The organism is Burkholderia sp. Bp8991 (assembly GCF_003853795.1).
Lineage (GTDB): Bacteria > Pseudomonadota > Gammaproteobacteria > Burkholderiales > Burkholderiaceae > Burkholderia.
This window is the reverse complement of record NZ_QTQJ01000001.1, coordinates 198,542-213,050: the sequence shown is the minus strand read 5'-3', so window position 1 is coordinate 213,050 and position 14,509 is coordinate 198,542. Positions and strand designations below refer to the sequence as shown.

The window sequence follows — 14,509 nt, the reverse complement described above, 5'->3', positions numbered from 1 at the left end:
CCTCGTCGTTGGTATCCCCATCCTAGTCGCCCGGCAGCGGCGCGGGGAGTAACAAGGTCGTCGCGAATCCGGGCAGCGGCGGCGTCATCCAGCGGCGCGCGCGACCGCGGCCGACCGCCTGCACCTTGTCCGCTTCGGTGAGCGCATCGAGCGCGCGCTGCACGGTGCGCTGGTTCACGCCGAGTGCGAGCGCCAGCGCGGAGCTCGACCACGCCTCGCCGTCCGCGAGCAGCGCGAGCACGGCCGCGTGGCGGTCGTCGACCGGACGCGCGAGCACGACGGCCTCGTGCGGGCCGAGCGGTTCGAGCGCGAAGCCGCTCGGCGTCGCAGTGATGTTCGCGAGCGGCCGCAGCACCGCGCGCAAGCGGCCGATCTCGACGCGCAGGCGGGCGCGATGCGATTCGTCCGCATGTCTCGCGCGAAACGCCGCGGCGACGAGCGTGTTTCTCGACACGTCGCCGGGCCACGCCTCGCCCAGTGCGCGGGCGAGCACGAACAGCACCGGGCGGCGTGCGAGCGACACGGTCGTGCGCGCGTCGCGCACCGCGTGGCGGCATGCATCGACGACCAGCGCGTTCGATGCCAGCAGCGCCTCGACCTCGTCGAGCAGCACGAGCCGCGACGCACCGCGCGCGATGAGTCGCGCGGCCGGCGTATCGAGCATGCGGGCGGCCGTGTCGACTTCGGCCGTCAGCGCGGCGATGCCGGCGTCCCGTGCGGCCGCGCGCGCACGGGCGAGCGCCAGGCGCGCCGCGTGCGGGCGGATGCGGCGCATCGCGATGCCGGCCGCGATCAGTTCATGAGCTGCGCGCGATGCGGCGGGCAGCGGTGCGGGATCGAGGCTCGCGAGCCGCTGTTCGGCATCCCCGACGTGCCCGATCAGCAGCAGCCGGCGCACGCCGAGATAGCGCGCATGCGCGGCGTTCGTGCGGTCGCCGTGTGCGTCGAGCGTCGCGCAGGCGGCGTCGAGGGCGCGCGACGGCCAGCCGAGGTCGCGTGACGCCAGCGCGATCTCGGCCTCCGCGACGACGCAGCGCGCCCGCGCGACGGCTTCCTTCGCGCCGAACGCGCGAGCCGCGCTGCGCACGAGCGCGCGTGCGCGCTCGAAATCGCCGAGCTGGGCCATCGCGATGCCGCGCAACGCGAGCGCCGGCGCGTCGTCGCGCAACGCGACGCGGTTCAGCGCGCCGAGCGGGTCGCCCGCCGCGAGCGCCCGCGCGGCGGCCGTGATCAGCGAATCCATCCGAATCCCGACACAGTTGTCACTCCCTCCGGTTCGACGCCCGGTCCTAATCTAGCACCAGGCACACGGCAGATGCGCCGTGCCCGGATATCCATCGAAAGGAGGAACCCGTAATGACGAACCATCTCACCGGAACGCGCGCCGAATGGCTGGCTGCGCGCCGCGCGCTGCTCGATGCGGAAAAGGCGCTGACCCGGCAGGGCGACGAACTCGCGCGGCGGCGCCAGGCGCTGCCGTGGGTGCGCGTCGACAAGGCCTACCGGTTCGACACCGAACGCGGCCCGGCGACGCTCGACGATCTGTTCGGCGGCCGCTCGCAACTGCTCGTCTATCACTTCATGTTCGGCCCCGACTACAAGGCCGGCTGCCCGTCGTGCTCGGCGCTCGCCGACGGCTTCGACGGTTTCGCGGTCCACCTCGCGAACCACGACGTGACGCTCGCGGCGGTGTCGCGCGCGCCGCTTGCGAAGCTGCTGGCATACCGGCAGCGGATGGGCTGGCACTTTCCGTGGGCGTCATCGGACGGCGGCGAGTTCAACTTCGACTTCAACGTGTCGTTCACCGAAGCGCAGCAGCGCGCCGGCGACGTCGAATACAACTATGCGCGGGCCGGCCACGCGATGGACATGGACCCGCCGCCCGCCGCGCTCGCCCAGTTCGCGGCGACGTGCGGCACCGACGCCGCGACGTACGCGCGCGACCGGCCGGGGATGAGCGCGTTCGTGCGCGAGGACGGCATCGTCTATCACACGTATTCGACGTACGCGCGCGGGCTCGACGGGCTGTGGGGGATGTACCAGTGGCTCGATCGCGCGCCGCTCGGGCGCAACGAGACGGGCGTGTGGTGGCGCCGTCATGACGAGTATGCACGCGGTTGAGCACGGCCCGGCGAGCCGCGGGAGCGGGCGATGAGCACGGCGACGAAACGGGCTGTTGCTGCTGACGCGGGCGGCGGCCGGCGGGTGTTCGGCGCCGCGCTCGTCGCGGTATGGGCCGCCGCGATCTGGGCGACGCTCGCGCAGCACGCATCGATGGACGCGATGGGCGGCATGCCGATGGCCGGCGGCTGGACGCTGTCGGCCGGGTGGCTCAGGCCGTGCGGATGGCAGGCTGGGCGCGCGTTCGCCGCATTCGCCGGGATGTGGGGCGCGATGACGGTGACGATGATGCTGCCGGTGCTGGCGCCGGTGCTCTGGCGATGTCGGCAACGTCTCGGCGCGGCGGACGACGCGCGTGCGGCATGGTTCGTCGCGGTCGCGGGCACCGCGTATTTCTCCGTGTGGATGGCGCTCGGCGCGCTGGTGTTTCCGGTCGGCACTGCATGGGCGGCGGCCGCCGCGCGGCTGCCCGCGCTCGCCGCCACGGTGCCGTTCGCGGCTGGCGCGATCGTGCTCGGCGCGGGCGTGCTGCAGTTTTCCGGCTGGAAGGCGCGCCGGCTCGCTTGCTGCCGGCATGCGCCGGACGACGCATGCGCGCCGCGGGCGGCAGCCCGGGCTGCGGTCGCGTGGCGGTACGGCGTGCGTACCGCGCTACGGTGCGGTGCCTGCTGCGGGAACCTGATGGCCGTCGCACTGGCGGCCGGCATGATGGACCTGCGCGTGATGGCCGTCGTGACCGTGGCGGTCGCCGCCGAGCGGCTGGCGCCGGCCGGCGTTCGCGTCGCGCGGATCGTCGGCGGGGTCGCGATCGGCGCCGGCGCGGCGATGATCGCGTGGGCCGCGGCCGGGCTGGCCTAGCGGCGCCCGGGGCTGCCGGCGCGCGTCGAACGGGGCCGGCGCAGGCGCCGTCGGCAGGTCCGGCGTCGTGCGGCAACGGCGGGCGATCGGCCCGATTCCGGCCGGCTGCGCGAATGGGCCGATGCGGGGGGGAAACGAAAGGCGATCGAAAACGAACCGAACGGCGATCCGAACGATTCGGCCCCCGGGCGCCTGAAGGCGGCTAACCCGTTGTTCGTGTTGTGAAAATTCGCAGCGCTTCGCGTATAATTCGCTTTTGCGCCCATAGGATTTGCCATGCGTCTGATCCAAAAAGCACTCACTTTCGATGATGTGCTCCTCGTTCCCGCCTTTTCCGACGTTCTCCCGCGCGACACCAGCCTGAAGACCAAGCTGACCCGCAACATCTCCCTGAACATGCCGCTCGTGTCCGCCGCGATGGACACGGTCACCGAAGGTCGCCTCGCGATCGCGATGGCGCAGCAGGGTGGTGTGGGCATCGTCCACAAGAACCTCACGCCGGCCGAGCAGGCTCGCGAAGTCGCGAAGGTCAAGCGTTTCGAATCGGGCGTCGTGCGCGACCCGATCACGGTTCCGCCGCAGATGAAGGTGCGCGACGTGATCGCGCTGTCGCGTCAGCATGGCATCTCGGGCTTCCCGGTCGTCGAAGGCCCGCAGCTCGTCGGTATCGTCACGAACCGCGACCTGCGTTTCGAAACGCGCCTCGACGAGCCGATCAAGTCGATCATGACGCCGCGCGAGCGCCTCGTCACGGTCAAGGAAGGCACGCCGCTCGCCGAAGCGAAGGCGCTAATGCACAGCCACCGCCTCGAGCGCGTGCTGGTCGTCAACGACGCGTTCGAACTGCGCGGCCTGATGACCGTCAAGGACATCACGAAGCAGACCGAGCACCCGGACGCGTGCAAGGACGAGCACGGCAAGCTGCGCGCAGGCGCGGCGGTCGGCGTCGGCCCGGACAACGAAGAGCGCGTCGAGCTGCTGGTGCAGGCCGGCGTCGACGTGATCGTCGTCGATACCGCGCACGGTCACAGCAAGGGCGTGCTCGAGCGCGTGCGCTGGGTCAAGCAGAACTTCCCGCACGTCGAGGTGATCGGCGGCAACATCGCGACGGCTGCCGCCGCGAAGGCGCTGGTCGAATACGGTGCGGACGCGGTCAAGGTCGGTATCGGCCCGGGCTCGATCTGCACGACGCGGATCGTCGCCGGTGTCGGCGTGCCGCAGATCAGCGCGATCGCGAACGTCGCGGAAGCGCTGAAGGGCACCGGCGTGCCGTGCATCGCCGACGGCGGCGTGCGCTTCTCGGGCGACGTGTCGAAAGCTCTCGCGGCCGGCGCGAACGCGGTGATGATGGGCAGCATGTTCGCAGGCACCGAAGAGGCGCCGGGTGACGTGTTCCTGTATCAGGGCCGCCAGTACAAGTCGTACCGCGGCATGGGCTCGGTCGGCGCGATGAAGGACGGCGCGGCAGACCGCTACTTCCAGGACAACTCGGCGAACATCGACAAGCTCGTGCCGGAAGGCATCGAAGGCCGTGTCGCGTACAAGGGTTCGGTCAACGCGATCCTGTTCCAGCTGGTCGGCGGCGTGCGCGCGAGCATGGGCTACTGCGGCTGCCGCACGATCGACGAGCTGCATGACAAGGCCGAATTCGTCCAGATCACCGCGGCGGGCATGCGCGAGTCGCACGTGCACGACGTGCAGATCACGAAGGAAGCACCGAACTACCACGTGGACTGATCGCCGATGAAACCGCTGCTGCGAGCCGTGCTGATCGTCGATGCCGTGCTGCTGCTGGCGTTCGGCGTGCTGTTCGTGCTGACGCCCTGGCAGGCGCTGTTCAACGCGCTGCAGCTGGCGAACATCCAGCCGGCGATGCTCGGCCAGGCGTTCGGCATCGCGCTGCTCGGCCTCGCGTGGCTCGCGTTTCATGCGGCGCTCAACGGTGATCTCACCGCGCCCGTTGCACGTGCGGTCGGCCATGTGAACTGGCTGATCGGCGTGCTGGCGGTCGTGTGGTCGTTCGGCACCGGCAACGGTCCCGCACTCGCGGCCGCCGGCCGCGTGCTGTCGGCGATGGCCGGGGGCGCGCTGATCTTGCTGGGCCTCGGCGGCGTGCGGCTGGCATCGACCGTGCGGCGGCGCGAGAAGGCGGAAAGGGGGGAACGGGCGCAGGCGCCCGACGCTCGGGACGCGAAGCGCCCGGCCGAACCGGCGCCGGCCTCCGCCTCGCGGCAGCGGGTCGAACCGGTCGTCAGCCGTCCGGCGGCGCCCTCGGCGCCGGTCGCGGCCACCACGTCGGCCGCATCCGACCGCGCGTCAGGCAGCGTCGCATTCGACGCCCGCCCGCCGTTGCAGGATTGACCGGCTATGCGTCGAGCGAGCCGCCTGCCGCCCGACGCCGCTGTCCATGCTTTTGACGCAGCGCTTCGTGCGCTGCTTTTCTTATTCTCTTCATCCCGTCCGCAGCCATGCACGACAAAATCCTGATTCTCGACTTCGGTTCGCAAGTCACCCAACTGATCGCGCGCCGCGTGCGCGAAGCGCACGTCTACTGCGAAATCCACCCGAACGACGTGTCCGACGACTTCGTCCGCGAGTTCGCGCCGAAGGCGGTGATCCTGTCGGGCAGCCACGCGAGCACGTACGAAGACCACCAGCTGCGCGCGCCGCAGGCCGTGTGGGATCTCGGCGTGCCGGTGCTCGGCATTTGCTACGGCATGCAGACGATGGCCGTGCAGCTCGGCGGCAAGGTCGAGTGGAGCGACCATCGCGAATTCGGCTATGCGGAAATGCGCGCGCACGGCCATACGCGCCTGCTCGACGGCATCGAGGATTTCAAGACGGACGAAGGCCACGGGATGCTGAAGGTCTGGATGAGCCACGGCGACAAGGTTGCCGAGCTGCCGCCGGGCTTCGCGCTGATGGCGTCGACGCCGAGCTGCCCGATCGCCGGCATGGCCGACGAGGCGCGAGGCTACTACGCGGTGCAGTTCCACCCGGAAGTCACGCACACGGTGAAGGGCCGCCAGATCATCGAACGCTTCGTGCTGCAGATCGCCGGCGCGAAGCCCGACTGGATCATGAAGAACCACATCGAGGAAGCCGTCGCGAAGATTCGCGAGCAGGTCGGTGACGAGGAAGTGATTCTCGGCCTGTCGGGCGGCGTCGATTCGAGCGTCGCGGCCGCGCTGATCCACCGCGCGATCGGCGACCAGCTGACCTGCGTGTTCGTCGACCACGGCCTGCTGCGCCTGAACGAAGGCCAGATGGTGCTCGACATGTTCGAGGGCCGCCTGCATGCGAAGGTCGTGCACGTCGACGCATCCGAGCAGTTCCTCGGCCACCTGGCCGGCGTGACCGATCCGGAAGCGAAGCGCAAGATCATCGGCCGCGAGTTCGTCGAGGTGTTCCAGGCCGAGGCGAAGAAGCTGTCGAAGGCGAAGTGGCTCGCACAGGGCACGATCTACCCTGACGTGGTCGAATCGGGCGGCACGAAGACCAAGAAGGCGACGACGATCAAGAGCCACCACAACGTCGGCGGCCTGCCGGAAACGCTCGGCCTGAAGCTGCTCGAGCCGCTGCGCGACCTGTTCAAGGACGAAGTGCGCGAACTCGGCGTCGCGCTCGGCCTGCCGCCGGAGATGGTGTACCGCCATCCGTTCCCGGGCCCGGGCCTCGGCGTGCGGATTCTCGGCGAAGTGAAGCGCGAATACGCGGACCTGCTGCGTCGCGCGGATGCGATCTTCATCGAGGAGTTGCGCGGCACGACCGCCACCGCGCAGGACGCGGCAGCGGGCCTGTGCGGCGAGGCCGACGTCGGCAAGACCTGGTACGACCTGACGAGCCAGGCGTTCGCGGTGTTCCTGCCGGTGAAGTCGGTCGGCGTGATGGGCGATGGCCGCACGTACGACTACGTGACGTCGCTGCGCGCGGTGCAGACCACCGACTTCATGACCGCGCACTGGGCGCACCTGCCGTACGCGCTGCTCGGCCGTGCGTCGAACCGAATCATCAACGAGGTGCGCGGGATCAACCGCGTGGTGTACGACATCTCGGGCAAGCCGCCGGCGACGATCGAGTGGGAGTGAGCGTCGGCGTCGAGGCGTGCGCCTCGATGACCGATAGCGGCATCGGATGATGCGCAACGCCCGGCAGGGGAACCTGCCGGGCGTTGTCGTTTGTGCGGTTGGCGGCCGTGATTCGATGGCCGCCGGCGCGCAGTGTTTTCCTTGCCTGCATGCCGGGTCCGGGCACCGAGGTGCGGGACAGCCCGGCCACTACAAGCGACGCGTCTGCATGTCGCGCACTAGGGCAGCCGACGACCGCCGGCATCGATCATCCTGATCGAGCCCGAAGTCTGCCCCTGTCCTTGTCGAATGCTGAATTCGATGATGTCCTCGTAGAGTTCCCGTTGTCCGGCGGGCAGGACCGGCAGCAACGTCTCGCGCCGCTTGTCCGCATCGAACATCGATTCCACGAGCCATCCCGTCAGATAGAGCGCCGCCACGCAGCCGCCCGCCGTCGCAACATTGCCGTGGCACACGAGCGGCTGGTCCGGCACATGCAGCCCGCGATCCGTCAGCCCGTGTCGCGCGTCGGGGTGCGTCGTTGCGCGACGGTCCGGCAAAAGCCCGAGCCGCTCCAGGACGAAGGCGCCCGCGCAGATCGATCCGATGTATTGGCGCGCCGGATCGAGATCGAACGACGGCAGGAAATCCGGGCTCGCGAGCGCGGCCGGGATGCCCAGCCTGCCGCTCGAGAACAGCACGGCGTCGGCGCGATTGGCTTCCTCGAGCGGGCCGTGCACGGGGATGGCCAGACCATGCGCGGAACGCAACAGCGGCTGCGCGCCGAGAATCCGGACACGCCAGTCCGTGGTATTGCGGCCGAGGATGTCCCACATCAGGAACAGGTCGATGTCGGTGAACTGGTCGAATGCGACGAGAGCGATGTCTTTCAACGTGAACTCCGTGAGTCGTGGCGCCTTGCAGGAAGCGGTGGCGGCCGTGATAGAGTTCGCAGCCTATCTGCCCATGCCGCGCCATACACAGCCTGTATGGCGATACCGATGCGCACACTGACTCGAAACGACTGGATCGCCGCGGGCTTCGACGCCCTCGACGGGGAAGGGTATGCGGGGATTTCGGCCGAGCGTCTCGCACGACGGCTGAACGTGACCCGCGGCTCGTTCCATCACCACTTCCGGAATCGGGAGGACTTCGTCAGGACGTTGCTGACCGCGTGGGAGGACGATTACACCGCACGCATGCTCGCCTACGCGGCGGACGGCCGCGGCGCGGCCGACACGCTGACGCGCTACCTGCGCATCGCGGCGGAGAAGCGACCGGGGCGCGAAGTGGCGATCCGCGCCTGGGCATTGCAGGACGCGCTGGTCGCGGAATTCCAGCAGCGCGTCGATGCCACGCGTCTCGCATTCGCGCTCGAGATGTCCCGTCGGTGGGTTCGCATGCCGGGCGAAGCCGAGATCGTCGGGCAGATCGCGCACCTGTGTCTGATCGGCGGCCAGCAGGCCGGACTGCGGCGCGATGCGGAGCGGTTCAACCACTTCATGCAGCGTGCGTTCGCGGTCGCCGAGCGCATCCTGCCACGCCGACGCGCGTAGCGGTGCGATGCCCGTGCTGCACGGATGGCTCGCGTATCGCAGAGTAGAAGGCGGGCGGGTGCTCCGTTGTAGCGTCGGTGGAAAGCGCGGCTTTCGATGCAGCGCAAAGGCGATGTCACGCGCTGTCCCGATCCTGCTCAGTCTGGCTTGCCGCCGCGATAACGAAGGTGAATCAGCGGATAAGGGCGCCCTTGTCCATCGCGCGCCGATCGTCCGCAGCGCTCGAATCCGAGCCGTTCGTAGAATCCCGCCGCCGCTTCGTTCTGCTCGTTGACGTCTGTCGACAGGTCGGGATGGCGTCGGAGGGCCGCTTCGACCAGCCGCCGCCCGACACCCGCGCCGTGGTGCGCGGGATCGACGAACAGCGCTTCCATGTGACTGCCGTCGAGCAGCATGAAGTCGACCGGACGATCGTGCTCGTCGACGGCCAGATCGAGCTTCGCCGACGGTCAGTTCGCGGGATGGCCGGATGCGGGCACGTCGTGCGCTGCGGCGCCCGCATCCGTCTCGTCTGCGCCGAGTTCCGCCAGAAACGGCCACGGATAGATGCCGCGCGCGTGACCGTCGCCGAACAGCAGGCGGATGCCGTAACCGGCCGCTTCCACGCCGTCCAGCGTCAGGTCGGGTGGCGCGTCGACCTGCCCGCCATCGAGTCGGATCTTCCGGCATGCGGCGCATGGGCAAGCGCTGCGCAAGCGCGCATAGCCGATGTGCTGCGTGTCGGCGTCCGGCCAGCACAGCGTCAATGCGCGGGCCGCATGATCGAGCAGGATCTCGGTCGGCGGCGTCATCGTGCATCTTCCCCGATCTGCGCGATCGCGATCCGCACGGCCTTGCGTACTTCGGGATCGCGATCGTCGAGCGCGTCGTGCAGCGCGGGAAGCGTCGCGGGATCGCGCAGTTCGCCGAGCGCGAGCGCGGCCTCCTTGCGCAGGTTGCTGATCGCGTGCGACAGCAGCGCGGCGACGGCCTGCGCCGCGGCGGCGTCGCGCAATTGCCCGAGTGCGCGCACCGCACGCAAGCGCACTTGCCAGTAATCGTCGTCGAGCGAGGCGACGAGCGGTGCGCGCGCGGCCGCGACACGCAGCTTGCCGAGCGTCGCGGCCGCTTCCTCGCGGACCTGCCATTCGGCGTCGCGCAGCGCCGCCAGCAAGGCGGTGACGACGGCCGTGTCGGCGGACGCCGCGAATCCGACCGCGCCGACCGCGATACGCCGTACGTCCGCATGCGTGTCGGTCGTGGCGATGCGTGCGAGCGGCGCCAGCGCGCGGGCGTCCTTGAGCCAGCCGAGCGCGGCGACGGCCTCGGCGCGCACGGCCGACGCCGGCGCGTCGAGTGCGCGCAGCGCCGGCGCGAACGCGTCGGGGTCGCGCAGTTCACGCAGCGCGCGCAGCACGGCGCCGCGCACGAACGGTTCGGCGTGCTCGACCCAGCGGCACAGCGCGGCGCCGGATGCGACGTCCTTCAGTTCGGACAGGCTGTGTGCGGCGGTCGCGCGCACGTCGTCGTCCGGATCGAGCAGCGCGCGGCACAGCGCGTCGACGACGTCGGGCTGCTCCCAGGCGGCGAGCACACGCGCGGCTTCGCCGCGCACGTCGGCGGACGGATCGTCGCGCAGCGCGGCTACGAAGATCGGCACGAGATCGGGATCCTCGAGATCGGCGAGTTCGAGCAGCGCGATCCGGCGCACCGATGCATCGGGTGCGGCAACGCGCGCGACGAGCGCGGCATGGTCGGAAGCAGGTTTCATGTGTCGTGAGTCCGGTAGTGGGGAAGCGGCGCGCCAGGTCAGCGCAGCAGGTACGGGATGTCGACCTTGACCGCGCCGGTCGGGCAGTCGCGTTCGCACGGCATGCAGTACCAGCATTCGTCGAACTGCATGTAGGCCTTGCCCTTGGTCACGTCGATTGCGAGCAGGTCGAGCGGGCACACGTCGACGCAGACGGTGCAGCCCTTGTCGGCGATGCAGCGGTCCTCGTCGATCGTCACGGGCGCGCTGCTGCGCAGGAAGATGTCGTGCGGGGTATGGGGCACGGTAAGGCTCCTCGGAGTCAGAGGGCGGCCGCGTGTGCGGCCGGTTCGCGGATGCGCAGGTGCGCGTAGGCGCTGCGTTCGTCGTCGGCGAGCGGCACGACGTAGGGTTCGACCGGTCGTTTCTCGCTGCGCATCGTGCCGTCGGCACCCTTGCGCAGCCACGTGTGGCAGAACCACTCGGCATCGTTGCGATGCGGAAAGTCGACGCGATGGTGGTACAGCCCCCAGCGGCTCTCGGTGCGGAACAGCGACGCGCGCGCGGCTATTTCGGCGCAGTCGCGGATCGCGCGCACTTCGGCCGCGCGCATCAGTTCATGCGGGTGGCTCGCCTTGATTTCTTCGATATCCTCAGTAATGCCGTCAAAACGTTGCAGCCCGATCTCCATCTTGCGCGTCACCTTCGGCGGTTGCAGGTAATCGTTCACCATGCGGCGCAGCTTGTATTCGACCTGCGCCGGCGCGAGGCCGCGCTCGCGCGTGAGCGGCGCAAGCACGCGGGCGCGTTCGGCGGCGACCTGTTCGTCGTCCACCGGCGCGTGAGCGCGGCCGGCCACGTAGTCGGCCGCGTTCTGTCCGGCGAACCAGCCGTAGGTGAATGCGCCGAGCATGTAGTTGTGCGGGACCGCCGCCATGTCGCCGGCCGCGTAGAGCCCCGGCACGGTCGTTTCCGCGCGGGCGTTCACGTAGACGCCGGATGCGCTGTGGCCGCTGCAGAAGCCGATCTCGGAGATGTGCATCTCGACCATCTGGCGCCGGTAGTCGGTGCCGCGCCCCGCGTGAAAGCGGCCGCGGCTCGGCCGCTCGTTGGTGTGCAGGATCTGCTCGATGGTCTGGATCGTTTCTTCCGCGAGATGGTCGAGCTTCAGGAACACCGGGCCGTTGCCGCTTTGCAGTTCCTGGTAGAACTCCCACATCATCTGGCCGCTCCAGTAGTCGCACTCGATGAAGCGCTCGCCCTTGCCGTTCGCGGTGAAGCCGCCGAGCGGGCCCGTCACGTATGCGCAGGCCGGGCCGTTGTAGTCCTTGATCAGCGGATTGATCTGGAAGCACTCGAGGTTCGCGAGCGCCGCGCCCGCGTGGTACGCCATCGCGTAGCCGTCGCCCGCATTGGTCGGGTTCTCGTAGGTGCCCATCAGGTAGCCGGACGCCGGCAGGCCGAGCCGGCCGGCCGCGCCGCAGCACAGGATCACGGCCTTCGCGCGGATCACGTGGAACTCGGCCGTGCGGCAGTCGAAGCCGAGCACGCCGCTCGCGCGGCCCTGCGCGTCGGTCAGCACGCGCGTCGCGACGGTCCGGTTCGTGATCGCGATGCGCGCGCGCTTCAGCTGCCGGTACAGCACCTTCTTGATGTCGTGGCCTTCCGGCATCGGCAGCACGTACGAACCCATGTGGTGGACCTTCTTCACCGCGTAGTCACCGGTGCCGTCCTTCTCGAACTTCACGCCCCAGCGGTCGAGCTGCTCGATCGTCGCAAAGCTGTGCGTCGCATACGCGTACACGGCTTCCTGATCGACGATCCCGTCGTTGGCGATCGTGATCTCGCGCGTGTACTGCTCGGGTGTCGCGTGGCCCGGGATCACCGCGTTGTTCAGCCCGTCCATCCCCATCGAGATCGCGCCGCTGCGCTTCACGTTGGCCTTCTCCAGCAGCAGCACGCGCAGCGACGGGTCGCGCTCCTTCGCCTTGATCGCCGCCATCGGGCCGGCCGTGCCGCCGCCGACCACGACGATGTCGTATTCGAGTACATGGGTATTCATTGAGGATTCCTTGCAGGTTGGCGGGTCTTCTGCCGGTCGATGCGCAGCCGGTACTGGAAGGCGTCGCCGCGGAAGTACAGGTGTTCGTAGTCGATCGGCGTGCCCGACGCGTCGTGCGTCAGGCGCTCGATCCGCAGCACGGGGCTGCTTTCCTCGACGCGCAGCGCGTCGACGATTTCATCGTCGGCGAGGATCGCGTCGATCGACACGTCGGCGTGGCCGAGCGGCACGCCGCAGTCGTTCTCGAGGATCAGGAAGATGTCGCGGGTCGCGAGATCGGCGCCGGCGAGCCGCTTGCCGAGCGCCTCGGGCACCCACGTCTGCTCGAGCGACACCGGCTCGCGGTTCAGCAGCCGCACGCGGTGGATCTCGATGAGCGGCGCGCCTTCCGGCACGTTCAGCTTCGTCGCGAGGTGCCGATCGGCCTTCACGGTGCGAAAGCTGCGCAGCTGGTTGACGATCTCGTAGCCCATCGACGACATCGCCTCGGCGAAGCCCTGAAGCGACGTCACGTTCTGGAACGCCTTCGGCTTCGACACGAACGTGCCCTTGCCGTGCAGCTTGAACAGCAGGCCTTCCTTCTGCAGGTCGCCGAGTGCCTGGCGCACCGTGATGCGACTCACGTCGAACATCGCGCAGAGTTCGTGCTCGGACGGCATCCGGCTGTGTGGTGCATAGGTGCCGTCGAGGATGCGCGTGCGCAGCGTGTCCTTGATCTGCACGTAGAGCGGCGCCGCCGACAGCGGCACGACGTTGGGTGGGGTCATCGGTCAACTTGTTATGACAAGATGGCTCGAGTGTAGTGAGCGCGCTCGCGCGCCCCAACCAACTATTTCTGATTTCGACTTTCCGATTCCGGAAAAGCGGGGCGGCGGCGACCCGCGCGAAAATAAAAAAACAGGGCGCGACACGGCCCGCGCAAACGGCGCCGAATCCGCGCGGAGCCTGCTGCGGCGCAGCACAGCGGCAAGTCGCGGCGATCGGCACGCATGCGCGCCGATTCGGCCCCTAAAAAACACAATATCGAGCATGCGTTCGAAGGGCCTGTCATACGCACGTCACCCTGCTAGAATTCGGCTGCCGCATTTGTTCCGATTGACTGATGAGATTGCTTGACGCACTGGTCGAACAACGCATTGCCGCCGCCGCCGCGCGGGGCGAGTTCGACGATTTGCCGGGTACCGGCGCGCCGCAGGCGCTGGATGACGACCTGCTCGTACCCGAGGAGGTGCGGGTGGCCAACCGTATCCTGAAGAATGCGGGCTTCGTGCCGCCGGCCGTCGAGCAACTGCGCGCGCTGCGCAACCTGCAGGACGAACTGCAGGCGGTCAGCGACCGCGCCGCGCGCTGCCGGCTGCAGGCGAAGATCCTCGCCCTCGACATGGCGCTCGAATCGCTGCGCGGCGGCCCGATGGTGATGCCGCGCGACTATTGCCGGCGCATCGCGGAACGTCTGTGCGAGCGCGGGCTCGACGACGCGCCCGCCGAAGCGGGGCCGATGTGAGCGCCGACGCGCTGCCCGACGCGGCAGCCGGACCGGCTGTCGTTCCCGATGCTCCCGTTCCCGAAGCCGCGCCGGTGTCGGCGCGCGACCTGCATTTCATGCGGCTCGCGCAGGCTGCCGCCGAAGAGGCGCGCGCGGCCGGCGAAGTGCCGGTCGGCGCGGTGCTCGTGCGCGGCGACGAAGTGATCGCACGCGGCTTCAACCATCCGATCGGCGGGCACGACCCGTCGGCCCACGCGGAAATGGCCGCGCTGCGCATGGCCGCGCAGCATCTGCAGAATTACCGAATGCCCGGCTGCGAGCTGTACGTGACGCTCGAGCCGTGCCTGATGTGCGCGGGCGCGATCATGCACGCGCGCATCGCGCGGGTCGTCTACGGCGCCGCCGACCCGAAGACGGGCGCGTGCGGCAGCGTGATCGACGCGTTCGCGAATCCGCAGCTCAATCACCATACCGACGTGACCGGCGGCGTGCTCGCCGACGAGTGCGGCGCCGCGCTGAAATCGTTCTTCGCGGAGCGCCGTCGCGCGCTGCGGGAGGCACGACTCGCCCGCGACGCCGCATCCGGCGCGTCATAGCGCGCCCGCCGTGCCCGTCGCCCGGAGCGGGCGG

Annotated in this window: 15 protein-coding genes and 1 pseudogene; 8 read left to right on the top strand and 8 right to left on the bottom strand. The window is 69.3% G+C overall.

Features of this window, described 5'->3' with window-relative positions; genetic code table 11:
- Positions 1-22: 22 nt before the first annotated feature.
- Positions 23-1,243 (bottom strand): helix-turn-helix domain-containing protein, encoded by a 1,221-nt coding sequence (locus tag DIE02_RS01015; protein ID WP_124486197.1) that lies wholly within the window; start codon positions 1,241-1,243, stop codon positions 23-25.
- Between the two features lie 113 nt (positions 1,244-1,356).
- Between DIE02_RS01015 and DIE02_RS01010 the strand changes: the two genes are divergently transcribed.
- The 5 genes from DIE02_RS01010 to guaA all read left to right on the top strand — a co-directional run bounded on the left by DIE02_RS01010 (position 1,357) and on the right by guaA (position 7,067).
- On the top strand, positions 1,357-2,121 hold the full coding sequence (locus tag DIE02_RS01010) for a DUF899 domain-containing protein (RefSeq protein WP_124486198.1): 765 nt from the start codon (positions 1,357-1,359) through the stop codon (positions 2,119-2,121).
- A 30-nt stretch (positions 2,122-2,151) separates the two neighbouring features.
- Complete coding sequence (locus tag DIE02_RS01005) at positions 2,152-2,979, top strand: DUF2182 domain-containing protein (protein ID WP_124486199.1); 828 nt, start codon at positions 2,152-2,154, stop codon at positions 2,977-2,979.
- Between the two features lie 276 nt (positions 2,980-3,255).
- A complete protein-coding gene (gene guaB / locus DIE02_RS01000; protein ID WP_042977262.1) occupies positions 3,256-4,716 on the top strand; it encodes an IMP dehydrogenase in 1,461 nt (486 codons plus the stop codon).
- 6 nt (positions 4,717-4,722) lie between these two features.
- A complete protein-coding gene (locus DIE02_RS00995) occupies positions 4,723-5,340 on the top strand; it encodes a hypothetical protein (RefSeq protein WP_124486200.1) in 618 nt (205 codons plus the stop codon).
- A gap of 107 nt (positions 5,341-5,447) precedes the next feature.
- Positions 5,448-7,067 (top strand): glutamine-hydrolyzing GMP synthase, encoded by a 1,620-nt coding sequence (gene guaA, locus DIE02_RS00990; protein WP_044843750.1) that lies wholly within the window; start codon positions 5,448-5,450, stop codon positions 7,065-7,067.
- A gap of 218 nt (positions 7,068-7,285) precedes the next feature.
- Here guaA and DIE02_RS00985 read toward each other — a convergent pair whose 3' ends face one another.
- Positions 7,286-7,939 (bottom strand): DJ-1/PfpI family protein, encoded by a 654-nt coding sequence (locus DIE02_RS00985; protein WP_124486201.1) that lies wholly within the window; start codon positions 7,937-7,939, stop codon positions 7,286-7,288.
- Between the two features lie 108 nt (positions 7,940-8,047).
- Here DIE02_RS00985 and DIE02_RS00980 point away from each other — a divergent pair, with 108 nt between their 5' ends.
- Positions 8,048-8,602 (top strand): TetR/AcrR family transcriptional regulator, encoded by a 555-nt coding sequence (locus DIE02_RS00980; RefSeq protein WP_124486202.1) that lies wholly within the window; start codon positions 8,048-8,050, stop codon positions 8,600-8,602.
- Positions 8,603-8,739: 137 nt separating this feature from the next.
- Here DIE02_RS00980 and DIE02_RS00975 read toward each other — a convergent pair.
- From DIE02_RS00975 to DIE02_RS00950, 6 genes and pseudogenes are all read right to left on the bottom strand, one after another.
- A pseudogene (locus tag DIE02_RS00975) lies at positions 8,740-9,051 on the bottom strand (acetyltransferase); the annotation flags it as partial.
- Positions 9,052-9,393, bottom strand: coding sequence for a gamma-butyrobetaine hydroxylase-like domain-containing protein (locus DIE02_RS00970; protein ID WP_124486204.1), 342 nt, complete (start codon positions 9,391-9,393; stop codon positions 9,052-9,054).
- Positions 9,390-10,352 carry a HEAT repeat domain-containing protein gene (locus DIE02_RS00965; protein ID WP_124486205.1) on the bottom strand — a complete coding sequence of 321 codons (963 nt, stop codon included), beginning with the start codon at positions 10,350-10,352 and terminating at the stop codon, positions 9,390-9,392. Before DIE02_RS00965 ends, DIE02_RS00970 begins: the two co-directional genes overlap by 4 nt.
- Before the next feature lie 38 nt (positions 10,353-10,390).
- Positions 10,391-10,636, bottom strand: a complete 246-nt coding sequence (locus DIE02_RS00960) for a ferredoxin family protein (protein WP_006755644.1) — start codon at positions 10,634-10,636, stop codon at positions 10,391-10,393.
- 17 nt (positions 10,637-10,653) lie between these two features.
- Entirely contained in the window at positions 10,654-12,393 is a 1,740-nt protein-coding gene (locus DIE02_RS00955) for a fumarate reductase/succinate dehydrogenase flavoprotein subunit (RefSeq protein ID WP_124528462.1), read from the bottom strand.
- Positions 12,390-13,160 carry a GntR family transcriptional regulator gene (locus tag DIE02_RS00950; protein ID WP_124486207.1) on the bottom strand — a complete coding sequence of 257 codons (771 nt, stop codon included), beginning with the start codon at positions 13,158-13,160 and terminating at the stop codon, positions 12,390-12,392. The genes DIE02_RS00955 and DIE02_RS00950 overlap by 4 nt, the downstream gene beginning before the upstream one ends.
- Before the next feature lie 335 nt (positions 13,161-13,495).
- On the opposite strand from DIE02_RS00950, the gene DIE02_RS00945 reads away from it, so the two are divergent.
- Together DIE02_RS00945 and tadA are read left to right on the top strand one after the other, a co-directional pair.
- Entirely contained in the window at positions 13,496-13,897 is a 402-nt protein-coding gene (locus tag DIE02_RS00945) for a DnaJ family domain-containing protein (RefSeq protein WP_044843744.1), read from the top strand.
- A complete protein-coding gene (tadA, locus tag DIE02_RS00940) occupies positions 13,894-14,475 on the top strand; it encodes a tRNA adenosine(34) deaminase TadA (protein ID WP_052664610.1) in 582 nt (193 codons plus the stop codon). Before DIE02_RS00945 ends, tadA begins: the two co-directional genes overlap by 4 nt.
- Positions 14,476-14,509: the final 34 nt, after the last annotated feature.

What these genes read in the sequence shown, in the direction of transcription:
- DIE02_RS00980 (WP_124486202.1), top strand. Translation starts at nt 8,048, where the DNA reads ATGCGCACACTGACTCGAAACGACTGGATCGCCGCGGGCTTCGACGCC.
- DIE02_RS01005 (WP_124486199.1), top strand. Translation starts at nt 2,152, where the DNA reads ATGAGCACGGCGACGAAACGGGCTGTTGCTGCTGACGCGGGCGGCGGC.
- DIE02_RS00995 (WP_124486200.1), top strand. Translation starts at nt 4,723, where the DNA reads ATGAAACCGCTGCTGCGAGCCGTGCTGATCGTCGATGCCGTGCTGCTG.
- DIE02_RS00950 (WP_124486207.1), bottom strand. Translation starts at nt 13,160, where the DNA reads ATGACCCCACCCAACGTCGTGCCGCTGTCGGCGGCGCCGCTCTACGTG.
- DIE02_RS00945 (WP_044843744.1), top strand. Translation starts at nt 13,496, where the DNA reads ATGAGATTGCTTGACGCACTGGTCGAACAACGCATTGCCGCCGCCGCC.
- DIE02_RS00970 (WP_124486204.1), bottom strand. Translation starts at nt 9,393, where the DNA reads ATGACGCCGCCGACCGAGATCCTGCTCGATCATGCGGCCCGCGCATTG.
- DIE02_RS01010 (WP_124486198.1), top strand. Translation starts at nt 1,357, where the DNA reads ATGACGAACCATCTCACCGGAACGCGCGCCGAATGGCTGGCTGCGCGC.
- DIE02_RS00965 (WP_124486205.1), bottom strand. Translation starts at nt 10,352, where the DNA reads ATGAAACCTGCTTCCGACCATGCCGCGCTCGTCGCGCGCGTTGCCGCA.
- guaA (WP_044843750.1), top strand. Translation starts at nt 5,448, where the DNA reads ATGCACGACAAAATCCTGATTCTCGACTTCGGTTCGCAAGTCACCCAA.
- DIE02_RS00955 (WP_124528462.1), bottom strand. Translation starts at nt 12,393, where the DNA reads ATGAATACCCATGTACTCGAATACGACATCGTCGTGGTCGGCGGCGGC.
- DIE02_RS01015 (WP_124486197.1), bottom strand. Translation starts at nt 1,243, where the DNA reads ATGGATTCGCTGATCACGGCCGCCGCGCGGGCGCTCGCGGCGGGCGAC.
- guaB (WP_042977262.1), top strand. Translation starts at nt 3,256, where the DNA reads ATGCGTCTGATCCAAAAAGCACTCACTTTCGATGATGTGCTCCTCGTT.